The organism is Citrobacter sp. Cpa228 (assembly GCF_030333085.1).
GTDB lineage: Bacteria > Pseudomonadota > Gammaproteobacteria > Enterobacterales > Enterobacteriaceae > Citrobacter > Citrobacter pasteurii.
In genome coordinates this window covers 1-19,838 of the sequence record NZ_JAOWGQ010000046.1, presented here as the reverse complement: position 1 = coordinate 19,838, position 19,838 = coordinate 1, and the positions used below count along the sequence as shown (strand labels likewise).

General features: G+C 49.0%; 20 protein-coding genes and 3 pseudogenes. 11 read left to right on the top strand and 12 right to left on the bottom strand.

The annotated features are described in order from the left end of the window. Positions 1–55 precede the first annotated feature (55 nt). A protein-coding gene (locus tag OGX91_RS12615) for an IS1-like element IS1A family transposase (RefSeq protein ID WP_103215986.1) occupies positions 56–753 on the top strand; the annotation gives its coding sequence in 2 pieces (ribosomal slippage) (positions 56–305 and positions 305–753; 699 coding nt in all). Positions 754–816: 63 nt separating this feature from the next. Here OGX91_RS12615 and OGX91_RS12610 read toward each other — a convergent pair. The 4 genes and pseudogenes from OGX91_RS12610 to OGX91_RS12595 form a co-directional block, all read right to left on the bottom strand. Beyond that, a pseudogene (locus tag OGX91_RS12610) lies at positions 817–1,032 on the bottom strand (EamA family transporter); the annotation flags it as partial. A gap of 277 nt (positions 1,033–1,309) precedes the next feature. After that, entirely contained in the window at positions 1,310–2,314 is a 1,005-nt protein-coding gene (locus tag OGX91_RS12605; RefSeq protein ID WP_000427620.1) for an IS110-like element IS4321 family transposase, read from the bottom strand. Between the two features lie 99 nt (positions 2,315–2,413). Beyond that, positions 2,414–2,727 (bottom strand): annotated as a pseudogene (locus tag OGX91_RS12600) (Tn3 family transposase); the annotation flags it as partial. Between the two features lie 26 nt (positions 2,728–2,753). Beyond that, positions 2,754–3,506: an alpha/beta hydrolase family protein gene (locus tag OGX91_RS12595; RefSeq protein ID WP_171278908.1), complete on the bottom strand. Its 753-nt coding sequence runs from the start codon at positions 3,504–3,506 to the stop codon at positions 2,754–2,756. A gap of 240 nt (positions 3,507–3,746) precedes the next feature. On the opposite strand from OGX91_RS12595, the pseudogene OGX91_RS12590 reads away from it, so the two are divergent. Next, positions 3,747–4,094, top strand: a pseudogene (locus OGX91_RS12590) (EamA family transporter); the annotation flags it as partial. A 210-nt stretch (positions 4,095–4,304) separates the two neighbouring features. Here the strand turns inward: OGX91_RS12590 and OGX91_RS12585 are convergent. The 3 genes from OGX91_RS12585 to OGX91_RS12575 form a co-directional block, all read right to left on the bottom strand. Beyond that, entirely contained in the window at positions 4,305–5,078 is a 774-nt protein-coding gene (locus OGX91_RS12585) for an SDR family NAD(P)-dependent oxidoreductase (protein WP_004729618.1), read from the bottom strand. A gap of 65 nt (positions 5,079–5,143) precedes the next feature. Next, complete coding sequence (locus tag OGX91_RS12580) at positions 5,144–5,845, bottom strand: DsbA family oxidoreductase (RefSeq protein WP_001194072.1); 702 nt, start codon at positions 5,843–5,845, stop codon at positions 5,144–5,146. 65 nt (positions 5,846–5,910) lie between these two features. Further along, positions 5,911–7,017 (bottom strand): alkene reductase, encoded by a 1,107-nt coding sequence (locus OGX91_RS12575; RefSeq protein ID WP_006687059.1) that lies wholly within the window; start codon positions 7,015–7,017, stop codon positions 5,911–5,913. Positions 7,018–7,230: 213 nt separating this feature from the next. On the opposite strand from OGX91_RS12575, the gene OGX91_RS12570 reads away from it, so the two are divergent. Beyond that, complete coding sequence (locus tag OGX91_RS12570; RefSeq protein WP_002431133.1) at positions 7,231–7,560, top strand: thioredoxin family protein; 330 nt, start codon at positions 7,231–7,233, stop codon at positions 7,558–7,560. 29 nt (positions 7,561–7,589) lie between these two features. Here the strand turns inward: OGX91_RS12570 and OGX91_RS12565 are convergent, their stop codons facing one another. The 3 genes from OGX91_RS12565 to OGX91_RS12555 all read right to left on the bottom strand — a co-directional run bounded on the left by OGX91_RS12565 (position 7,590) and on the right by OGX91_RS12555 (position 9,213). Beyond that, entirely contained in the window at positions 7,590–7,928 is a 339-nt protein-coding gene (locus OGX91_RS12565) for a carboxymuconolactone decarboxylase family protein (protein ID WP_000888080.1), read from the bottom strand. Positions 7,929–7,932: 4 nt separating this feature from the next. Beyond that, positions 7,933–8,514, bottom strand: coding sequence for a TetR/AcrR family transcriptional regulator (locus OGX91_RS12560; RefSeq protein ID WP_000210409.1), 582 nt, complete (start codon positions 8,512–8,514; stop codon positions 7,933–7,935). 141 nt (positions 8,515–8,655) lie between these two features. Beyond that, on the bottom strand, positions 8,656–9,213 hold the full coding sequence (locus tag OGX91_RS12555; RefSeq protein WP_000108589.1) for an OsmC family protein: 558 nt from the start codon (positions 9,211–9,213) through the stop codon (positions 8,656–8,658). A gap of 176 nt (positions 9,214–9,389) precedes the next feature. Between OGX91_RS12555 and OGX91_RS12550 the strand changes: the two genes are divergently transcribed. From OGX91_RS12550 to OGX91_RS12525, 6 genes are all read left to right on the top strand, one after another. Next, positions 9,390–10,094, top strand: a complete 705-nt coding sequence (locus tag OGX91_RS12550; protein WP_035897520.1) for an IS6-like element IS26 family transposase — start codon at positions 9,390–9,392, stop codon at positions 10,092–10,094. A 505-nt stretch (positions 10,095–10,599) separates the two neighbouring features. Then, complete coding sequence (locus OGX91_RS12545) at positions 10,600–13,041, top strand: DMSO/selenate family reductase complex A subunit (RefSeq protein WP_052439643.1); 2,442 nt, start codon at positions 10,600–10,602, stop codon at positions 13,039–13,041. A 13-nt stretch (positions 13,042–13,054) separates the two neighbouring features. Further along, positions 13,055–13,681 (top strand): DMSO/selenate family reductase complex B subunit, encoded by a 627-nt coding sequence (locus OGX91_RS12540; protein WP_040031387.1) that lies wholly within the window; start codon positions 13,055–13,057, stop codon positions 13,679–13,681. Further along, on the top strand, positions 13,674–14,447 hold the full coding sequence (locus tag OGX91_RS12535) for a dimethyl sulfoxide reductase anchor subunit family protein (protein ID WP_040031386.1): 774 nt from the start codon (positions 13,674–13,676) through the stop codon (positions 14,445–14,447). Before OGX91_RS12540 ends, OGX91_RS12535 begins: the two co-directional genes overlap by 8 nt. A gap of 43 nt (positions 14,448–14,490) precedes the next feature. Continuing rightward, on the top strand, positions 14,491–15,087 hold the full coding sequence (locus OGX91_RS12530) for a molecular chaperone TorD family protein (protein WP_040031385.1): 597 nt from the start codon (positions 14,491–14,493) through the stop codon (positions 15,085–15,087). Between the two features lie 29 nt (positions 15,088–15,116). After that, positions 15,117–15,620 (top strand): 4Fe-4S binding protein, encoded by a 504-nt coding sequence (locus tag OGX91_RS12525; RefSeq protein ID WP_225586246.1) that lies wholly within the window; start codon positions 15,117–15,119, stop codon positions 15,618–15,620. A gap of 213 nt (positions 15,621–15,833) precedes the next feature. Here OGX91_RS12525 and OGX91_RS12520 read toward each other — a convergent pair whose 3' ends face one another. After that, positions 15,834–17,039 (bottom strand): MalY/PatB family protein, encoded by a 1,206-nt coding sequence (locus OGX91_RS12520; RefSeq protein WP_171278909.1) that lies wholly within the window; start codon positions 17,037–17,039, stop codon positions 15,834–15,836. A gap of 31 nt (positions 17,040–17,070) precedes the next feature. Then, entirely contained in the window at positions 17,071–18,378 is a 1,308-nt protein-coding gene (locus OGX91_RS12515; RefSeq protein ID WP_040031383.1) for an SLC5/6 family protein, read from the bottom strand. A 209-nt stretch (positions 18,379–18,587) separates the two neighbouring features. Here OGX91_RS12515 and OGX91_RS12510 point away from each other — a divergent pair, with 209 nt between their 5' ends. Continuing rightward, on the top strand, positions 18,588–19,049 hold the full coding sequence (locus tag OGX91_RS12510) for an Lrp/AsnC family transcriptional regulator (RefSeq protein WP_042111185.1): 462 nt from the start codon (positions 18,588–18,590) through the stop codon (positions 19,047–19,049). 76 nt (positions 19,050–19,125) lie between these two features. Then, positions 19,126–19,823 (top strand): IS1-like element IS1A family transposase gene (locus tag OGX91_RS12505; protein ID WP_103215986.1). Its coding sequence is split into 2 segments (ribosomal slippage): positions 19,126–19,375 and positions 19,375–19,823, totalling 699 coding nucleotides; the frame shifts between segments, so codons are not numbered across the junction. The last annotated feature ends 15 nt before the right edge of the window (positions 19,824–19,838 follow it).

The window sequence follows — 19,838 nt, the reverse complement described above, 5'->3', positions numbered from 1 at the left end:
GGTGATGCTGCCAACTTACTGATTTAGTGTATGATGGTGTTTTTGAGGTGCTCCAGTGGCTTCTGTTTCTATCAGCTGTCCCTCCTGTTCAGCTACTGACGGGGTGGTGCGTAACGGCAAAAGCACTGCCGGACATCAGCGCTATCTCTGCTCTCACTGCCGTAAAACATGGCAACTGCAGTTCACTTACACCGCTTCTCAACCCGGTACGCACCAGAAAATCATTGATATGGCCATGAATGGTGTTGGATGCCGGGCAACCGCCCGCATTATGGGCGTTGGCCTCAACACGATTTTACGTCACTTAAAAAACTCAGGCCGCAGTCGGTAACCTCGCGCATACAGCCGGGCAGTGACGTCATCGTCTGCGCGGAAATGGACGAACAGTGGGGCTATGTCGGGGCTAAATCGCGCCAGCGCTGGCTGTTTTACGCGTATGACAGGCTCCGGAAGACGGTTGTTGCGCACGTATTCGGTGAACGCACTATGGCGACGCTGGGGCGTCTTATGAGCCTGCTGTCACCCTTTGACGTGGTGATATGGATGACGGATGGCTGGCCGCTGTATGAATCCCGCCTGAAGGGAAAGCTGCACGTAATCAGCAAGCGATATACGCAGCGAATTGAGCGGCATAACCTGAATCTGAGGCAGCACCTGGCACGGCTGGGACGGAAGTCGCTGTCGTTCTCAAAATCGGTGGAGCTGCATGACAAAGTCATCGGGCATTATCTGAACATAAAACACTATCAATAAGTTGGAGTCATTACCCGGCACGCATATCGAGAGCCGAAAATGAGTCAAATGACGCTTTATCTTTCATAATTCTTTCCTTTTTGCGATTTCAAAGTTTTCTTTCCGTTGCCGGAACAGACTGAAACGTAACTTTCCAGCCGGAACGGTGATGAGCCCCAGACACGCAACTATCAGTCCGACGCCTGCCCATCCGGAAGGCGGCAGCCTTTCACCGACGAGCACAACGGCCAGCAGTGCGGCTATAACCGGCTCCAGCAGACTGATCGTGGTTGCCATACTGGGGACGTCTCAGAAAACGGAATCTATGGTCACTCCCGTTTTTGCAACACCGATTTTGACGATAAATTGGCTTGCTTGAATCTATCCGGCGTCTGAATGGGATTTTATTCCCGCGCCTCGATGAGTTCCGCGCCTGATGAACCTCCAGAAAATATACGGCTTCAATGAGCCTTTCCGTTTTACAGGTTCCTCAACAGGCCGGTGGGCCGTTAGTATCATCAATATCAGTATTCGCAAAACCAGATCAGTGATTCTTTAAACCGGTGTATTTCTGCCGTTATGCTACATAAGTTTGCTGTCGTGCCGTTAGGGCCCAGGCTATTCTGGCCAGCTTGTTTGCCAGAGCACAAGTGACGACAAAGTTGCTTTTCCTACACAGTAGATCCCTGACCCAATCGGCCAATTTGCCAGACTGGTGTTCCAGTTTTTGTATGAATACCCTGGCACATTGAACCAACAAAGTTCGGATCTTTTTGTTACCTCGCTTACTAATTCCCAGCAATGTCGTCCGACCTCCCGTGCTGTACTGTCGAGGCACTAGCCCTGTTGCCGCCGCAAAGTCACGACTGCTGGCGTACTGCTTCCCGTCGCCAATCTCAGTTGAAATAGTACTCGCTGTCAGTGTTCCGACGCAGGGAATGCTCAGCAAGCGCTGTCCAATCTCATCTTCGTCCAACTTTCGTTTCAACTGGGATTCCAAATCTTTAATCTGCTCAACAAGATAGTGATAATGCTGTTGTAATTTCAGCAATAACTGGCTGAGGTATAGAGGCAAACTATTGTCCTCAAGAAGGGTACTCAGTCGGCTAATAACGGCAGCTCCTCGTGGAACGCTGATGCCAAATTCCAGCAGAAAAGCATGCATCTGATTGGTTGTTTTTACCTTATCCTGAACCAAGGATTCACGGACACGATGCAGCGCACGCATTGCCTGCTGAGATTCAGTTCTGGGCTGTACAAAACGCATAGACGGACGCGATGCAGCTTCACAAATAGCTTCGGCGTCGACAAAGTCGTTTTTGTTACTTTTAACGAATGGACGGACAAATTGTGGTGATATCAGCTTAGGAAAATGCCCCAACTCTTCCAACTTGCGTGCCATAAAGTGAGAGCCACCACAGGCTTCCATTGCGATGGTTGTAGCGGGGCATGTCGCCAAAAATTCGATTAACTTTGGCCGTGTAAATTTTTTACGGTAAACAGCCTTGCCGCGACGATCTTGGCAATGAATATGGAAAGAGTTTTTACCCAGATCGATACCAATGAGCGCAATGTTTTCCATGATAGTTCTCCGAATGAAAGCCTATCCTCAGCATAGTACCGGGAAGGAGGGAGTGACCATCTCATTAATTATCCCACGCTAAGACTATATTTTGTACAGCAGTGGAGAAGGATGAGAGACCAGCAGTTCATTAACAGGGACTCCTTTTTGCTTAAGCGGCTCAATGGTTCTTTCTATATAAACCGTATTCCAGAGTGTTATCGCCGCCGTATGTAGTGTCAGCGCCGGTGGCGTGGTAACACTGATCCTCCCACCCCCAGATCCCTGATTTCATTCAGCCGGTGCATGAAGGATGCTCGCCCAAGGGCCTCACCCTTATTCAGCCCCGCCTGTATGCATCGGCCTAAGCCTTTATCGCAAAATCAGTCCAGCATAAACAGCGTCCGATCTCTGCAGAAAATCGCCCTCTGCGCTACGAGTTTGAACGCATTTACTCTGTTTATAGGTAACATTCGCCCCACGATATAATGATATCGGCAACGTATTCAGCATCCTGAGCATGAGTCAGAAGGTGATCCGCCTTACCCAACGAAATGAAACTCTTGGGATGCTTTGCTGCTTTGAATATTTTTTCGGCCTGCTCAATTAACACAGTATCATCTTCAGTCGCATGAAAAATAAGCAGAGGCTTGTTCATGGCGAACACCTTATGAGCGATTTTGTGTTCCTGAATATTGTCCAGCATCTGTTTCTTTAAGGTAAATACCCGCCCGGCCAGCTCAACGGGATAGGCTCCATGCTGGTTAATGTTTTCAACATCATCCTTAAAAAGACGTTTTACGTGTGTCAGTTCTCCGGGTGATCCTATGGTGACAACGGCCTTTGCCTCAGGAACTTCGCCGGCAATAGACAGAATGGCCGATCCCCCCAGGCTATGGCCGATGAGCAAAGAAGGCGCTTCGTACTGTCGGCGGAGATAATCTACCGCGCAAAGCAGGTCCGAAATATTGGATGAGAAGTTGGTGTTGGAAAAATCCCCTTCGCTGTTTCCCAGACCAGTAAAATCAAACCGGAGAACGGCGATAGCATTCTCTGTCAGTTTCCGCGCAATACGCGCCGCGCCTTTGAGGTCTTTGCCACACGTAAAACAATGAGCTAACAGCGCAAACGCTTTAGGATTTTCAGGAAGTTCAAGCAATCCGGCCAGTTCTTCACCAGCCGCATTTTTGAACGTAAATTTTAGTTTTTTCATAGGATATTCCAGGTCTTAAACTGATTTCATATGTTTGATCGCAGGGAAAAATAATCTTCTGCTCTGCATCTGGCATTACGCGTTTTCCTTCCTCTACTGGGGATGTGAAACAGAATTCATTCCGAATGCCTGTCCTCACCTTCCAGTTTGAAAGCTGATTATTGCTTCCTGTTCGGTGATCACTTACGCTATGCTACCAACTAGATGGTAGCTTACAAGAATTTTATGAGGTCTCACTGAATGGCCAATTGCGCGCTCATTCTTAAAATATCCCTGGCAATGCTGGCGTTTGCTGCAAACTCTATTCTGTGCCGTCTGGCCCTGCAGGGAGGCCACATTGATCCCCTTTCATTCAGCAGCCTCAGGCTGGCCAGTGGTGCACTCGTCCTGTCACCTTTCTTGTTTTATCACGCAAAAACTACATTATCGCTGTGGCGTCCGCTGAGCGGATTTTACCTCATGGTGTACGCAGTGCTCTTCTCTGTCGCCTATATCCATCTCGATACCGGGGCAGGTGCGCTGTTACTTTTTGGTGCCGTACAGTTTGCGATGGTGATCCACGGATTATTTAAAGGGGAATCACTCTCCGTTACCGGCTCCTCATCGTGTATAACCCCTTTCTCTCTGGCCGTTTTGTCCTGTCAGGATGTCGTCAGAACCCGGCATAACACCCTGTGCCGGGAACACAAAAGGCACGGATGAACAGGTCGTGAATATTCTTAGTGAAGCCTGCTGATGACATGTCTGGCGACAAAAAAATGCCGCCCTTAAGGGGCGGCTTATGCCAGCGTCACTGGGTTATCGTCTGACCGCCATGATGCCCGCATCGACATCCCAGATAGCGCCCGTCACCCATGAGGTTTTGTCAGACAACAGGAAGAGAATAGTGTTTGCCACATCTTCGGCAGTTCCGACGCGTCCCAGCGGGTGGAAATCGTTCAGCGACTTCATAGCATCTGCGATATCCGCTTTGTCCATGAAGCCTTCGTATATCGGCGTATGAACAATCCCGGGAGACACCGCGTTGACACGAATACCCGCGCTGGCCAGCTCAATCGCCAGATTACGCGTCAGGGCATGCAGACCCGCTTTTGCCATTGAATAGGCCGAGGCCGGCGAGTCACCCAGTGCAGCCTGAGCACCAATCGAACCGACGTTGACGATAGACCCTTCGAGCTTCGCGGCGAGCATGTTCTTCACGACATCCTGTGTAATAAAGAACGTGGCTCGGTTCAGCGAAAGATACATGTCATAATCGGCAAAGCTGTGCTCGGTAAATCCTTTGGGCATGAAGATACCGGCGGCATTCACCATCAGGCTGATATCGCGATGGTGAGCATTAATTTCCTGACGGATAGTTTCCATACCTTCTTCGGTCATCAGGTTCGCCGCGATGACCGCAACCGGTCCCAGAGGGCTCAGTTCTTTTTGCACCGCTTCGGCTTTGTCTTTTTTATTCCCGGTCAGCACGACACTGCCGCCCGCTTCCAGTACCATGCGTGCCACGGCCAGGCCCATGCCGCTGGTACCGCCGACGACGAGCAGTTTTTTACCTTTGAAAAAAGTGTTCATTTTCTGACTCCATTACTGGTGGGTAAGACGTTGCCGGCAGCGTGAAACTGCCGGCGGTTGACGGATTAAATACTGCAGCCATCCGTTCCGCAGGTCTGACCCGCAGTGGCTGAAAATTCGGTTTGCTGTTCATCCCAGACCTGACGCAGGGCATTCAAAAAGTTATCTGCTGCCTGAGCCCCGCTGATGGCATATTTTTCGTTCATCACAAAAACCGGAACGCCGCTGAGGCCAATAGACTGTGCGTGGGCTTCATCGTCGGAAACGGTGGCGCGAAAATCGTCATTTTCCAGGGCGGCTTCAGCGTCAGCTTTCGGCATACCGGCTTCTACGGCCATGGCAACGAGCTGCTGACGGTCAAAGAGAGAGCGACCTTCGGTGATACTGCCATGATAAAAACGTTCTTCCACCGCGTCCGCAATTCCGGCCTTACGCGCGGCAACCAGCAGGGTGTGTGCATCTTCTGTATCACCAAACATCATGCCGTCGAAGTTGTAGATCAGACCTTCAGATTTACCGGCGGTGCCCACCTGATTCATCATCAGCTCCGCTGAATGCTGACTGCCCAGCTTTTTAACGATGGCATCCTTAAAAGGCATCGCGGGAGTACCACCGGCCAGACGGTAGCTGTGATGGCGGATCACCACCTGGTCGCGAAATTCAAAGCGATTCAGACCCTGTTCAAATCTTTTTTTAGCAATCCAGCACCACGGGCAGACCAAATCTGACCAGATATCGATGGTAAGGGTGGGTTTCAGCGTTTGCATAATGATTCCTCAAAGACGTTGGGCGGTCGGATCTCACTTATCAGAGAACCGCGACCGTATGGGATTTATTGCGCCTGCCAGACCGGGTAATCGGTATAGCCTTTTTCCGGGGAACCACTGACGCCGTAGTAGGTGGCGCGGTCACTTTCTGCCAGTGGCCAGCCGTTTTGCATTCTTTCAACCAGATCCGGGTTAGCGATGTAGGGCACACCAAATGCCACCAGATCCAGCTCATCATCTTCCAGAGCCTGCTCTGCGATATCACGGGTAAAACCGCCGGCAGCGATGATGGTGCCTTTAAACGTGTTGCGAAAACGGCGGCGGAAGCCTTCCGGAAGTGGCGCTTTGGTGTACACCGGCTGATAGTAAAGGTGTACGTAGGCCAGTTCCCGCTGACCGAGCGCGTCGGTGATGGCTGACCAGGTTTGCTCTTCACCTTCATACGGCGCGAGGTCATAAATGCGGCCGAACGGTGACAGGCGCACGGCAACGTGGCTGTTACCCACGGCTTCCGCCACGGCGTCAATGGTCTCCAGCAGGAAACGCTGACGATTTTCCACCGAGCCGCCGTATTCGTCGGTGCGGGTGTTCAGTTCGCTACTGAGGAACTGGTCAAAGATGAATCCGTTTGCCGCCATGATTTCCACGCCGTCAAAGCCGGCTTCCATCGCCAGGCGTGCGGAGTGCACGAAGTCTGCAGTGATGCGTTTAACTTCATGCGTTTCCAGCGCGCGTGGCTGGCTTGGTACAACCGGGCCAGGTTCTCCGGATTCGGTCAGCGCAAAAACGGTGGTATTGACCGCCTGAACGGTGCCCGCTGAAACCGGCGCTATGTGGCCTGGCTGAAGAGAGACGTGAGACATACGGCCGACGTGCCAGAGCTGCGCGAAAATACGGCCACCTTTGGCGTGAACCGCTTGTGTCACCTTACGCCAGCCCTGGACGTGTTCGTCGTTGTAGATACCAGGGGTATAAAGGTAACCCCGGCCTTCTTCTGAAACCGGCATCCCTTCGGTGATGAGCAGGCCAGCAGAAGCACGCTGTGCATAGTACAAAGCCACGACCTCATCCGGCACGTCATTCATGGTGCGGGTGCGGGTCATCGGTGCCATGACTACACGGTTTTTTAACGCCAGGCCAGACAGATTGTAGGGGGTGAAAAGCTTACTCATCGTATACCTCACAAAAAACAAAAAGGAGTATCCCGGCAGGGATTTGCACAGCCCGGCAGTATCATCGACTGGACGTCGCGCACTGGAGTTGCATAAACATCTGATGGGTGGCAATATACCAACCATCTAGTAGGTAGGTCAATGGGTGTGTCGTATTTTTTTGTCATAACGCAGCCATTTCTGAATTGTCACTCATTTTGCGAGGTCATCACCATGCGTACATTAACAGCTTATAACGAAGATAATTTCCGCCAGATAGAGCAGTACAAAGGAATATCGGTGGTACGTTTCTCTGCACCCTGGTGTCCGCCCTGTCAGGCCAGCGAAGAAATGTTCAGTCAGTTTGCAGACCGGCTCGATAGAGATATTCAGGTGGGGAAAGTCAATGTAGATCAGGCGCCGGTGCTGACAACCAAATACGAGATCTGGGGGCTGCCGTCTGTGCTGATATTTCATGAAGGGCAATTAGTTAAACGCATACCGGGTGTGAAACCTGCATCGGTATATGCTCAGGCTATTGCGGACATAAAAAAAGGGCAGTAATGCCCTTTTAACGTGGAATTTATTAATGCTTAACCGCGTGCCTGACCGACGGCATCCAGAGTGCGGGCTGAATAAATGACCGCCGCGCCAGCGTTGAGGTTAATCGCCACGCCCAGCGCTTCAGCAATTTCAGCGTCGGTTGCACCGGCTTTCACAGCTGCGTCGGCGTGAAAAGCAATACAGCCGTCGCAGCGGGTTGTGACTGCGCACGCCAGGGCAATGAGTTCACGCACTTTTGCGCCCAAAAGGTCAGTTTTGTTACCTGCGTTGCCCAGGGCAACCACGCCTTTCATGGTCTCGGGGGTCAGTTTGCCCAACTCGCCTAAACGTTGCATTAACTCTGAGCGATAGTTGTTCCAGTCCAGCATAGTGTCATTCTCCTGAATGAGGGGTATTAAGAAGCAGTTTTATATACTTAAGGCTGTTGGCGAAGACTTCGGGTCTGGCCGTTGCATGCGCCACTACGCTTGAGCCTTCACAGACATTAATGATCATCAAAGCAATATCTGATGGTTCGGCATGGGATGAAAACTCACCTGACTCCATGCCCGCCCTGACGACTTTTGTGAGCCACTCGATTTGCATATCGAAATAAAGTGATGTCTGTACAGTAATTGCCTGAGGCAGATTGGCGGTCTCTGCTGACAACGCACAACACAGTGGCAGTAGCGAAGCTTTATGGCTTTGCGCGAAGATATCGATGTAAGCCGCAATTCTTCTCTCCGCGCTTTTCTCAGTCGCCTCTATCTGCTCAAATACGCGTTGTGTATCAGAGAACGCCTGTATTACCACCTGCTCACCCAGAATATCTTTGGTCGGGAAATGGTGATGAATACTGGCCTTGGTGATACCCACTATTTTTGATAAATCAGCATAGCTGAATGCTGAATACCCTTTTTCGCGCATCAGGTGTTCTGCTTCGCTGAGCAGCCGTTCCCGTGTCATGGTTGTCATAATTACTCCATATAATCTACTAGTTGATAGATTATATTGTTGCTATTTTTCCGTAGCAAGTTGTATCACTGACTCAGTATCGTGCAGAACTGAACGTCACTGCCATCCTGCATTCTGAATGGCAGCATTACATCTCTGACATCACGCCAGGCGTGTAATCATTTCAACCGGATTAGCCAGAGTATCGTGGATTGGCGAATTCTTTTGCATTTCGCTGACCAGCGCTTCTAACTCCTCGCGACTGGCGGTCTTGCTCGTAAGGTGAACATCGACGCGAATAGATTTCGCACCTTTACGCACGTTGCTGTCCAGCCCAAGGAAGCCGTTGAGGTTGATATCGAAATTAAGATCCAGCTCGATACCGTCCAGGTCGATCCCTTTTTCAGCAGCCATCATGGTAAGGGTGGCGGTATAACAGCCAGCCAGCGCCTGCATGATGTATTCAGTCGGGCTCATGCCGGTATCGGTGCCGAGTAAACCTGCGGGTTCATCACCGATATTAGAAAATTTCCCCACACGGCTGGTATCGATAACGCCGTTCTGGATTGTGGCGCCGGTCTCTGTGCGAACGGTTAATCCGCCGCTGGAACGGGCTTTCATCTGGAAAGTCAGGTTACCCAGGCCAGGCTGGCTGCGAACTGCTTCACGGGTATTGTGGATCGCAGCTGCGTCTGCAGAAGGTTTAACGGTAGTAGACATAATGGCTCCTGTAATTTCTTGATAAAAGGTATAGCTGGTGTAATCAGTACCAATCATCTAGTTGGTAGATTAATATCGCGAACCTCTTTTGTCTACTCTTTTATAAAAAATAGGGCACTGTTGCAAATAGTCGGTGGTGATAAACTTATCATCCCCTTTTGCTGATGGAGCTGCACATGAACCCATTCAAAGGCCGGCATTTTCAGCGTGACATCATTCTGTGGGCCGTACGCTGGTACTGCAAATACGGCATCAGTTACCGTGAGCTGCAGGAGATGCTGGTTGAACGCGGAGTGAATGTCGATCACTCCACGATTTACCGCTGGGTTCAGCGTTATGCGCCTGAAATGGAAAAACGGCTGCGCTGGTACTGGCGTAACCCTTCCGATCTTTGCCCGTGGCACATGGATGAAACCTACGTGAAGGTCAATGGCCGCTGGGCGTATCTGTACCGGGCCGTCGACAGCCGGGGCCGCACTGTCGATTTTTATCTCTCCTCCCGTCGTAACAGCAAAGCTGCATACCGGTTTCTGGGTAAAATCCTCAACAACGTGAAGAAGTGGCAGATCCCGCGATTCATCAACACGGATAAAGCGCCCGCCTATGGTCGCGCGCTTGCTCTGCTCAAACGCGAAGGCCGGTGCCCGTCTGACGTTGAACACCGACAGATTAAGTACCGGAACAACGTGATTGAATGCGATCATGGCAAACTGAAACGGATAATCGGCGCCACGCTGGGATTTAAATCCATGAAGACGGCTTACGCCACCATCAAAGGTATTGAGGTGATGCGTGCACTACGCAAAGGCCAGGCCTCAGCATTTTATTATGGTGATCCCCTGGGCGAAATGCGCCTGGTAAGCAGAGTTTTTGAAATGTAAGGCCTTTGAATAAGACAAAAGGCTGCCTCATCGCTAACTTTGCAACAGTGCCCAAAAATTTCCGATCTCCAAACTGACCCCTTCTACAGAATGCTGCAATACTGCCCTCAATGGCCGCGCAATGGGTTCGGTTGCGTGGTACAACATCCAGCATCGCCTTACCGGAATAAGGTATGTAACACCGGATGAATAACATCGAGGGGAGAATATAGGGATCCTCGCCCGCCGTAAAATTATCTACGAAACAGCGAGAAAACGAATCCGGATCGCTGGTCACAACAAACTCGAAACTGGTCACAGATAGAAACTGTATCGCTAAACCCGAAAAAAGAACGCTGGGTAGTATGAACATACGACAACTTCTTTGAAAGTTACCGGTCTGTCTTTCTCAGTAATAAAAATTATATCTTCGTGATTGTGTATTAATTGATTGTTGTCAATAACACTCTTATAACCCAATGTAATGCTATATACAGGAAGCTATTTCAGAGGTTATGGGAATTACATGAAAACAATAATTAATGAGCTATTACAACAGGACCTGTCCCGCAGACAGGTTATTGTGAACACCACCAAAATTAGTGCTGCGGTTGCAGCATCAAGCACACTGACCCTGCCGTTTACTCTCAATGCAGCTGATACTACATCGGCTACGGGAAAGGAGGGAATTGAAACCATAAGACATAGTGCCTGCTTAGTAAACTGTGGCAGCCGCTGTGCACTGAAAGTCATAGTTAAAGATGATCGGATTGTGCGAATTGAACCGGAAGATGCTAAGGATGATTCGGTATTCGGTGAACACCAAATCCGTCCTTGTCTGCGAGGTCGTTCCAGCCGCTGGCGAGTTTACAGCCCTGACCGGATTAAATATCCGATGAAACGCGTTGGTAAACGCGGAGAAGGGAAATTTAAACGCATTTCATGGGATGAGGCCACAGCCTTTATTGCCGCTGAATTAAAGCGCGTTTCTGAAAAATATGGAAATGAAGCAATCTATTTTAATTATCAATCTGGCGCGTATTATCATAATCAAGGAACCCCCGCATGGAAGAGGTTATTGAACCTGAATGGCGGTTTTCTGCAGTATTACAATAATTACTCAAACGCTCAAAACTTTACCGCCACATCTTACACGTATGGTGCTACAGGAGTACAGTTTGCCAGTCATTTTAGCCAGATTGCGCATTCTGACCTTGTGGTTTTTTTTGGTCTGAATTTATCTGAGACTCGGATGTCCGGTGGTGGGCAAGTTGAAGAACTGCGCCGTGCGCTGGAAATATCAGGCGCCCGGGTGATTATTATCGATCCGCGCTATACAGACTCTGTTGTTACAGAACATGCTGAATGGTTACCAATTCGCCCTACAACCGATGCTGCACTGGTAGCAGCTATTGCACACACGTTGATAAAAGAAAATCTGATCGACGAAGAACGAGTCAATACTTATTGTGTCGGTTATGATCGTAGCACCCTTCCAGAAGCAGCGAAACCAAACGCCAGTTATAAAGACTATGTTCTGGGTAACGGCGATGACGGCGTCGAAAAAACACCTGAATGGGCGGCAGATATCTGTGGCATCCCGGCAATTCGTATTCGCCAGTTGGCACGTGAAATGGCCGGAGCTCGGGCCTGTTTCATTGCTCAGGGATGGGGACCACAGCGTCATGCGAATGGTGAACAGACTTCCAGAGCGGTTCAGATACTTCCTGCCCTGACGGGTCATTTTGGATTGCCAGGAACCAACAATGGGAACTGGACATACGGAACACCTTATGGTGTTCCTGCTCTGCCGATTGGTGAAAATTCCGTTAAGGTGTCAATCCCCTGCTATCTGTGGACAGATGCGATTCAAAGTCCGGAAAAAATGACAGCCACCACTATGGGGGTCAAAGGCGCGGATAAACTGAAAACTGGTATTAAACTGTTCTTCAACCAGGCCGGGAATGCACTTCTGAATCAACATGGAAATATCAATCGTACACGCAAAATACTTGAAGATGACAGCCTGTGCGAAACTATCGTGGTTATTGATAACCATATGACTGCCAGTGCCCGCTTTGCCGATATCCTTCTTCCAGAAACTAGCTACTTAGAAGCCGAGGATCTGGTGGACAGTTCCTATGCAGCCGGTTCTCATCATTACATGATTGCAATGCAAAAAACGATCACACCGATGTGGGAAGTACGCAGTACCTATGATATCTGTGCAGATATTGCGGGGCATCTTGGGGTGAGAGAGCGTTTTACTGAGGGGCGTACCCAGGCAGAGTGGATGGCGAAGCATTACGGACAAGTTAAAGAGAAGCGATCATATTTGCCTGAATGGGAAGTTGCAATGAATATGGGGGTTATCGATCAGCAAAGTACTCGTGATGAGGACAGTATTATCCTTGCTGATTTCCGCCATGATCCGATTGCCAGTCCACTGACGACACCTTCCGGGAAGATTGAGATTTACTCGCACACTCTGGCGGAACTGGCTAAAGCCTGGACACTACCGGAAGGAGATCGCATTCCGGCTGTTCCTGAATTTTGTGTAGTGACAGAGTCCCATCTGAACAAGAGTCTGACAGCAAAATATCCGCTACAGATGAGCGGTTTTCACACCAAAGGTCACACGCACTCAACATATGCCAGTGTGCTGATGCTGCATGAAGCGGTACCGGATGAAGTCTGGATCAACCCGATAGACGCCAACACGCGTCAGTTGAAATCAGGCGATATGATCCATGTATTCAACGATCGCGGTGTGGTGGAGATCCCCTGCAAGGTGACACAGCGCATTCTGCCGGGCGTGGTGGCAATGCCGCAAGGCGCGTGGACCCGACTGGACAGCAACGGTGTGGACGTGGGCGGATGTATTAACACGTTGACCAGCCACCTGCCGTCGCCGCTGGCAAAAGGGAACCCGCAACATACCAACCTGGTTGAAATCAAACGCGCTTAAGGAGTGATCCGCAATGAAACAGTATGGCTTTTATGTTGACTCCTCGCGTTGCTCAGGTTGTAAAACCTGCCAGGTTAGTTGCAAGGATAATAAAGATCTGGACGTGGGACCGAAATTCCGTCGGGTATATGAATATGGCGGCGGAAGTTGGGTGAAAGAAGGAGAAAGCTGGCACAACGACACTTTTACCTACTACCTCTCTATTGCCTGTAACCACTGTGATGAACCGGTTTGTGTCTCTGGATGTCCTACCGGAGCGATGCACAAACGTGAAGAGGACGGACTGGTGCTGGTCGATGACAATATTTGTGTCGGATGCCGTTATTGCGAAATGCGCTGCCCGTATGGCGCGCCACAATTTGATGCTCAGGCTAAAGTGATGCGTAAGTGCGATGGTTGCCTTGATCGACTGGAGAAAAATCTGCGACCAATTTGTGTGGACTCTTGTCCACAGCGCGCGCTGGATTTCGGGCCGATCGATGAGTTACGGAAGAAATATGGCACTGAGAATGAAATCGCGCCGTTACCCGCCGCATCGTTTACTCATCCTAACCTTATTATTAAACCCCATCCGAAGGCCCGCCCGACGGGAGACAAGGAAGGGGCCATCGTGAACATGAGTGAGGTGCGCAATGCATGAGTTACCTCTGGTCTTTTTTACCGTCTTTACTCAGAGCGCAGTTGGCGCGTTTATTCTGTTGCTGATTGGCGGCACCCTGGGGCAGGTTGACAGGCAGCGTATGGCCGTTGGTCTTTTCTCTGCGATGTGTCTGTTTGGCGTTGGGGTGTTGCTGGGCATTTTCCATGTAGGCCAGCCTTTACGAGCATTGAATATGTTGCTGCGAGTGGGCCATTCACCGATGAGCAACGAAATCGTGTTATCGGCGGTGTTTGCGACACTTGGCGGGCTGGGCGCACTGGGGTTGCTTCTCAATCGTGGAGCAGCTTCGTTATGTAAAGGACTGGTGTGGCTGGCGGCTGCGGTGGGGGTGGTTTTTATCTTCGCCATCCCGCAAATCTATCAGTTGCCGACGGTGGTCACCTGGCGGACATCTTACACTACGGTGATGATGGTCCTGACTCCGATGATCGGTGGCGGCATTCTGGCCGGACTGTTTGGTCTGCGCCTGGGGTTGCTGGTGAGCGTGCTGGCGATTCTGGTCAGCTTCTGCCTGCGTCCAGGTTATATTTTGACGCTTATGGATGCTGATGGGGTGCTAACTGCGGCTCAATCCAGTTGGTTCACTGCTCAGGTTGTACTGCTGGCTGTCGGCATTGTCGGTGTGTTGGCCTGGGTACGACTCAAAACTAATGTGGCCGTTCTGGCGACCACGTCACTGGTGGTTATCGCTGCGGAACTGGTGGGTAGGATCGCATTCTACAATCTGTGGACGTTGCCGATGTAATCTGTGAGCGGCTGTAGCCGCTCTGTTTTCAGGAGAATTCAGGATGTCCCCCAATATTGTATTACCGAGGATCCTCGGTGCACTGTTTTACTACTCTCCGGAACGACCAGAGGTGAAAGCACTTTTCGACTGTCTGCCCACTCTGTCGGAACTGTACCCATGGCGCGACCCTGCGGGGACAGCTTCACTGTGCGCAGACTGGCCGTTTCCCGATAATGATGAACTGGCATGGCAATTCTCCGTGCTGTTTGAAGGACAGGGCGAAATGCCCGTGCCACCCTGGGGATCTGTCTGGCTGGAACGCGATAACCTGCTAATGGGCAATACCACCGCTGAGTACCGGGCGTTTCTGCAGTCTCAGGGAATGACTTTTAATTCGGGTCAAAATGAGCCGGAAGATCAGTTTGGGCTGATGTTGTTAGCCTGCAGTGCGATACTTGATGCTGGAAAAGATGCAGCAGTTAATCAGCTGTTAGAGGTTTATTTGTTACCGTGGGGATATCGCTATCTTGAACGTCTGCAGGGCAACAGGGTGAGTCCGTTCTATGCTCGCCTTGCCGCCGTGACCTCGCGCTATTTGCAGGATTTGCAACAGCAACGGGCGTTGCAACCTGCGGTGAAGCGGCTGTATTTCGGATGAACAAATCAGAGAAATATTATCATGAATTGATGGCTCACCGGCACGTCAGTCGGCGCGGACTGTTTCGTGCATTTGTCAGCGCGGCAAAGCACACAACGCCAGAAGTACTGTCTACCCGGCTGGGACATTCGCTGCCGCCAGGGGCGGTTCCTGATGCGGAGTTCATTACCCAGTGTACCCAATGTAGTCAGTGCATTGATGTCTGCCCAATGGGAGTCCTGTCCAGACATGAAGACGGTTACCCGCAACTGATGATTGAATATGCCAGTTGTGATGGCTGTGGTTTGTGTATCGCAGCATGTTCGAGTGACGCGCTACGCGTGCAGTCTCGTTTTGATACCGGACTGCGCCCGGTGTTCTGTAACTCTGCCTGTGTGAATCCTGTCAGACAGTGTAAACAGTGCGTGGATGTATGCCCACGACAGGCTTGCTTTATTAATGAGTCTGGACTGGTGTCGGCTGACAACGAACGCTGTGATGGTTGTGGCGAATGCGTTGTCCAGTGCCCTCACAATGCTGTGACACTATATTGATGAGTCAGAGTGTCATGAAGAGAGGAAACGATGTATTAACAGGCTATTTATATCCCTGATATTATTTTTCAGGCGACAATGTACATGCAGAGCCGTCCAGCGCGATAGAGAGTCTCCGAAAATCGATTCAACATGCTAAATTATCCGGTATAAAGGTCGCATTGTTTAAACTGCGACCTTTTGAATGATCAGGCTGAAATTTTCAGGGATTTACTATTTCAGTGCTTTTCTTATTCTCTCTAATCCTTCTTGTATCACGGCGCGTGGACAGGCAAGATTAATCCGGATGTAACCCTCTCCATTGCTTACAAACATGTTCCCGCCTTCAAGCAGTATTCCCGTCTGGTTGGCGAAATAGAGAGAAAGCTGTTGTCTGTCTACCTGCGGTGGCAGGTATTTCTCAATATTTATCCATGCCAGATAAGTTGCATCGGGAATTTTAAAGTTTGCGTCAGGAAAGTGCTCCTGGGTAAATTTTTCTACCAGTCTGAAGTTATCATCAAGATAGTGTTTTAATTGTTCCAGCCACTCGTCGCACCGGGACCAGGCAGCTTTGGTCGCAGCCAGACTCAGTGGTGAAAGAAACTCATCATAAAGACGTAACCATTCTTTTCTGACCTTTTCATTTTTAATAAAAATATGGGACATCAGATTTCCGGCAAGATTAAAGGTTTTGCTTGGTGCCATACAGGTGATGATCTTATCAGTGTCTGGGAACAGTTTTGCCATCGGGATATGATTGACCCCATCTCTCAGTAAATCACAATGTATTTCGTCTGAAATGATCCAGACATTGTTTTTAAGGCACAACTGCCCCATTCTCATTAATTCTTGTTCTGACCAGACCTTCCCGGTTGGATTTTGCGGATTGGATAAAATGAACAGCTTAATATTTAGAGAAGGATCGGTTAGTTTTTTCTCCATATCGTTGAAGTCGATAACGTATTCATTGTCCTGTTCCAGCAAATCAGAACAGATCACTCGACGATAGCTATAGTCTCCAGCCTGCTTAAACGGCGTATAGGATGGTGTATTGATCAACACACTTTCATCCTGTTGTGTCAGTAACGGTACCAGACGGTTAAGTGCAGGGATAATGCCCGGTGAAAGCACGATCTCTGTGGTATCTATATTCCAGTCATAGCGTCTCTGGCACCAGTTGTGGAAAATATGATAGTACTCATCATCGTAAACTTTTGTGTAACCGAGTATTTTTTTATCAAGCCTCTCCTGAATCGCTGCAAGGATTTCCGGAGGTGTCGCAAAATCCATATCAGCAACCCACATTCTGACAAATTCATCGTCCTTAAAGTCAAAGTGGGCATTCTTGTCGGCCTTGAATATATATTGTCTCCACCCATCGTAGTTCAGGGCATCAGTATTTTTTCTGTTGATAATTTCATCAAAATTGTACTTCATAATTTAACCTTCTTTGGACAGATATGTTTGATTAAATGAATTTCAGGAACGGAGAAATACAGAGCAGGATGCCAGTAAAGATGATCAGATACAGAGAACCCCCCTTATATCGGTGAAGGGAGGGTACCTTGTAAACCAAATAAGCAGGGATTAAGCAACCAACGATGCCGAAAATGGGGCTGCAGATTGAGGTGAATAGCAGAACCGGCAGGTTCAGAACGATTGCCCCCCAGGCGATGACGATAGTGAAAATGACAATACCAACGTTAAGCGCTTTTTTATTGATTTTCTCTGAGGGTATAAAACGGGTCAATGCGTTCATCGCCAGTCCCTGTACAGCCTCTTTGAACCCGAGGTAAACGCCGAAGAAGGCAGTCATCAGGGCAAAGATATTCAATGCAACACCAACTGGCGTCACATACTTTGCTGCATCTCCTTCAATAAACTGTGCGGCAATAGCCAGTGCTGAAATATTTTGTTCGTAGGCTTTGACAGCTTCATCGTGACCGAGGGCGAAAGTGAATGATAATGCATAAAAGAAAACAACGATGAACAGTGTACCAAAAGCGATATTCATTGCTCTTAGCGCTTTATATCTTGCCACTTCTATAGATTTGTTTTTTGCACGATATGAAATTACCATCGGACTCAAAGACTGAATAAACAGGATTGATGTCAACGTAAATGGCAAGGTGATAATGGCGTTTTTGATTAAAATACTAAAAGAAGGGAATGAACCGATGTTTTTGGAGAGGTCCCACATGCTGACCATCATCAACCCCAGGATAAGCACTACCACCAGTTTTGATAACACCATGAAAGAGGAAATCCTGAACAAGAGTTCTTCACTACGTGAAGCAATAAGCACAAGAAATGTAATAAGAATTAGGCCATAGAAAGGGTTCTCTGATAAAAGACCCTCAGTTAAGCCAAACGTGTGTAAATACGACGCTGTATCGTTAGTCAACGCCGTAGGGTAGGCGAATATCCAGATGACCAGCATGAGAAAGTAGAGCAGACCGAGGAGCATTCCCCAGTTTTTTCCCAGATAGCCCTCGATAACACCGGGATAGTCTTTACACTCTCGCGAATCTGCCAGCGTATTGATAAACAATCTTTGAAACAGGTACATGGCCGGATAACCAATGATGGAAGAAAGCAGGAATACCCACAATCCAATAAGCCCCACCTGGACCGGTAAAAACACAATCCCGGCGCCGATAGCCATACCTATGCTTATAATAATCCATCCTACATCTGTACTGTCAAATCGGGTTAGTTTTTTCCACTCTTCTGGTGACAATGAGGCCCTGTCGATGTTCTGTTCCAATATGGTCATAGGTATATTCCTGTGTGAGGATATTTTATGGTAATTATTTACAGAGGTTTGCACTTCATAAATGATTATACCCGGCAAGCATATTAATTATCTTTTTAAAAATTAACTATTTTTACAATTTATGGCTTATCTTATTTCTTGTTTTTGTTGATTTGGTTAATTTTATTTCATAAAATTACGAATATGATTGCTATCACAGGAGGTTGAACATGGTAAAGCTTGACAAAGTTGATATGCAGATTTTAAAGCTCTTGCAGGAAGATGGCAGGCTGAACAACGCTGAGATTGCCAAGCGTGTTTTTCTTTCCCCTCCAGCCTGCTGGAAACGGCTAAAGTTTTTAGAGCAGGAAGTGATAAAAAACTATCGGGCTTTTATCGAACCGAAAAGCCTTGGATACAATTTTTATGCATTCATGAATATTACATTAGATCTTCATTCCGAGGAGTGCATGCAACATTTTGAGGCAGAAATAATGAAGATTGATAATGTAATTGCCTGTCATAATATTTCCGGGAGATACGACTATCTTCTGCATCTTGTAGTAAAAGATATGGATGATTTTCACAACGTATCAATGATAAGGATACGAAAAATTGGGAATATAAAGGAGATGAATACCAGTTTCAGTATCAAGGAGATTAAATCTTTTAAGGGGTTACCTATAAAATAGATGTGTAGTGGTCAACAATAGGGTGATGCTGCCAACTTACTGATTTAGTGTATGATGGTGTTTTTGAGGTGCTCCAGTGGCTTCTGTTTCTATCAGCTGTCCCTCCTGTTCAGCTACTGACGGGGTGGTGCGTAACGGCAAAAGCACTGCCGGACATCAGCGCTATCTCTGCTCTCACTGCCGTAAAACATGGCAACTGCAGTTCACTTACACCGCTTCTCAACCCGGTACGCACCAGAAAATCATTGATATGGCCATGAATGGTGTTGGATGCCGGGCAACCGCCCGCATTATGGGCGTTGGCCTCAACACGATTTTACGTCACTTAAAAAACTCAGGCCGCAGTCGGTAACCTCGCGCATACAGCCGGGCAGTGACGTCATCGTCTGCGCGGAAATGGACGAACAGTGGGGCTATGTCGGGGCTAAATCGCGCCAGCGCTGGCTGTTTTACGCGTATGACAGGCTCCGGAAGACGGTTGTTGCGCACGTATTCGGTGAACGCACTATGGCGACGCTGGGGCGTCTTATGAGCCTGCTGTCACCCTTTGACGTGGTGATATGGATGACGGATGGCTGGCCGCTGTATGAATCCCGCCTGAAGGGAAAGCTGCACGTAATCAGCAAGCGATATACGCAGCGAATTGAGCGGCATAACCTGAATCTGAGGCAGCACCTGGCACGGCTGGGACGGAAGTCGCTGTCGTTCTCAAAATCGGTGGAGCTGCATGACAAAGTCATCGGGCATTATCTGAACATAAAACACTATCAATAAGTTGGAGTCATTACC

Coding starts and splice junctions, on each gene's coding strand:
- OGX91_RS12605 (WP_000427620.1), bottom strand. CDS start 2,314: ATGGAAAACATTGCGCTCATTGGTATCGATCTGGGTAAAAACTCTTTC.
- OGX91_RS12595 (WP_171278908.1), bottom strand. CDS start 3,506: ATGAAAAAACTAAAATTTACGTTCAAAAATGCGGCTGGTGAAGAACTG.
- OGX91_RS12585 (WP_004729618.1), bottom strand. CDS start 5,078: ATGAACACTTTTTTCAAAGGTAAAAAACTGCTCGTCGTCGGCGGTACC.
- OGX91_RS12580 (WP_001194072.1), bottom strand. CDS start 5,845: ATGCAAACGCTGAAACCCACCCTTACCATCGATATCTGGTCAGATTTG.
- OGX91_RS12575 (WP_006687059.1), bottom strand. CDS start 7,017: ATGAGTAAGCTTTTCACCCCCTACAATCTGTCTGGCCTGGCGTTAAAA.
- OGX91_RS12570 (WP_002431133.1), top strand. CDS start 7,231: ATGCGTACATTAACAGCTTATAACGAAGATAATTTCCGCCAGATAGAG.
- OGX91_RS12565 (WP_000888080.1), bottom strand. CDS start 7,928: ATGCTGGACTGGAACAACTATCGCTCAGAGTTAATGCAACGTTTAGGC.
- OGX91_RS12560 (WP_000210409.1), bottom strand. CDS start 8,514: ATGACAACCATGACACGGGAACGGCTGCTCAGCGAAGCAGAACACCTG.
- OGX91_RS12555 (WP_000108589.1), bottom strand. CDS start 9,213: ATGTCTACTACCGTTAAACCTTCTGCAGACGCAGCTGCGATCCACAAT.
- OGX91_RS12550 (WP_035897520.1), top strand. CDS start 9,390: ATGAACCCATTCAAAGGCCGGCATTTTCAGCGTGACATCATTCTGTGG.
- OGX91_RS12545 (WP_052439643.1), top strand. CDS start 10,600: ATGAAAACAATAATTAATGAGCTATTACAACAGGACCTGTCCCGCAGA.
- OGX91_RS12540 (WP_040031387.1), top strand. CDS start 13,055: ATGAAACAGTATGGCTTTTATGTTGACTCCTCGCGTTGCTCAGGTTGT.
- OGX91_RS12535 (WP_040031386.1), top strand. CDS start 13,674: ATGCATGAGTTACCTCTGGTCTTTTTTACCGTCTTTACTCAGAGCGCA.
- OGX91_RS12530 (WP_040031385.1), top strand. CDS start 14,491: ATGTCCCCCAATATTGTATTACCGAGGATCCTCGGTGCACTGTTTTAC.
- OGX91_RS12525 (WP_225586246.1), top strand. CDS start 15,117: ATGGCTCACCGGCACGTCAGTCGGCGCGGACTGTTTCGTGCATTTGTC.
- OGX91_RS12520 (WP_171278909.1), bottom strand. CDS start 17,039: ATGAAGTACAATTTTGATGAAATTATCAACAGAAAAAATACTGATGCC.
- OGX91_RS12515 (WP_040031383.1), bottom strand. CDS start 18,378: ATGACCATATTGGAACAGAACATCGACAGGGCCTCATTGTCACCAGAA.
- OGX91_RS12510 (WP_042111185.1), top strand. CDS start 18,588: ATGGTAAAGCTTGACAAAGTTGATATGCAGATTTTAAAGCTCTTGCAG.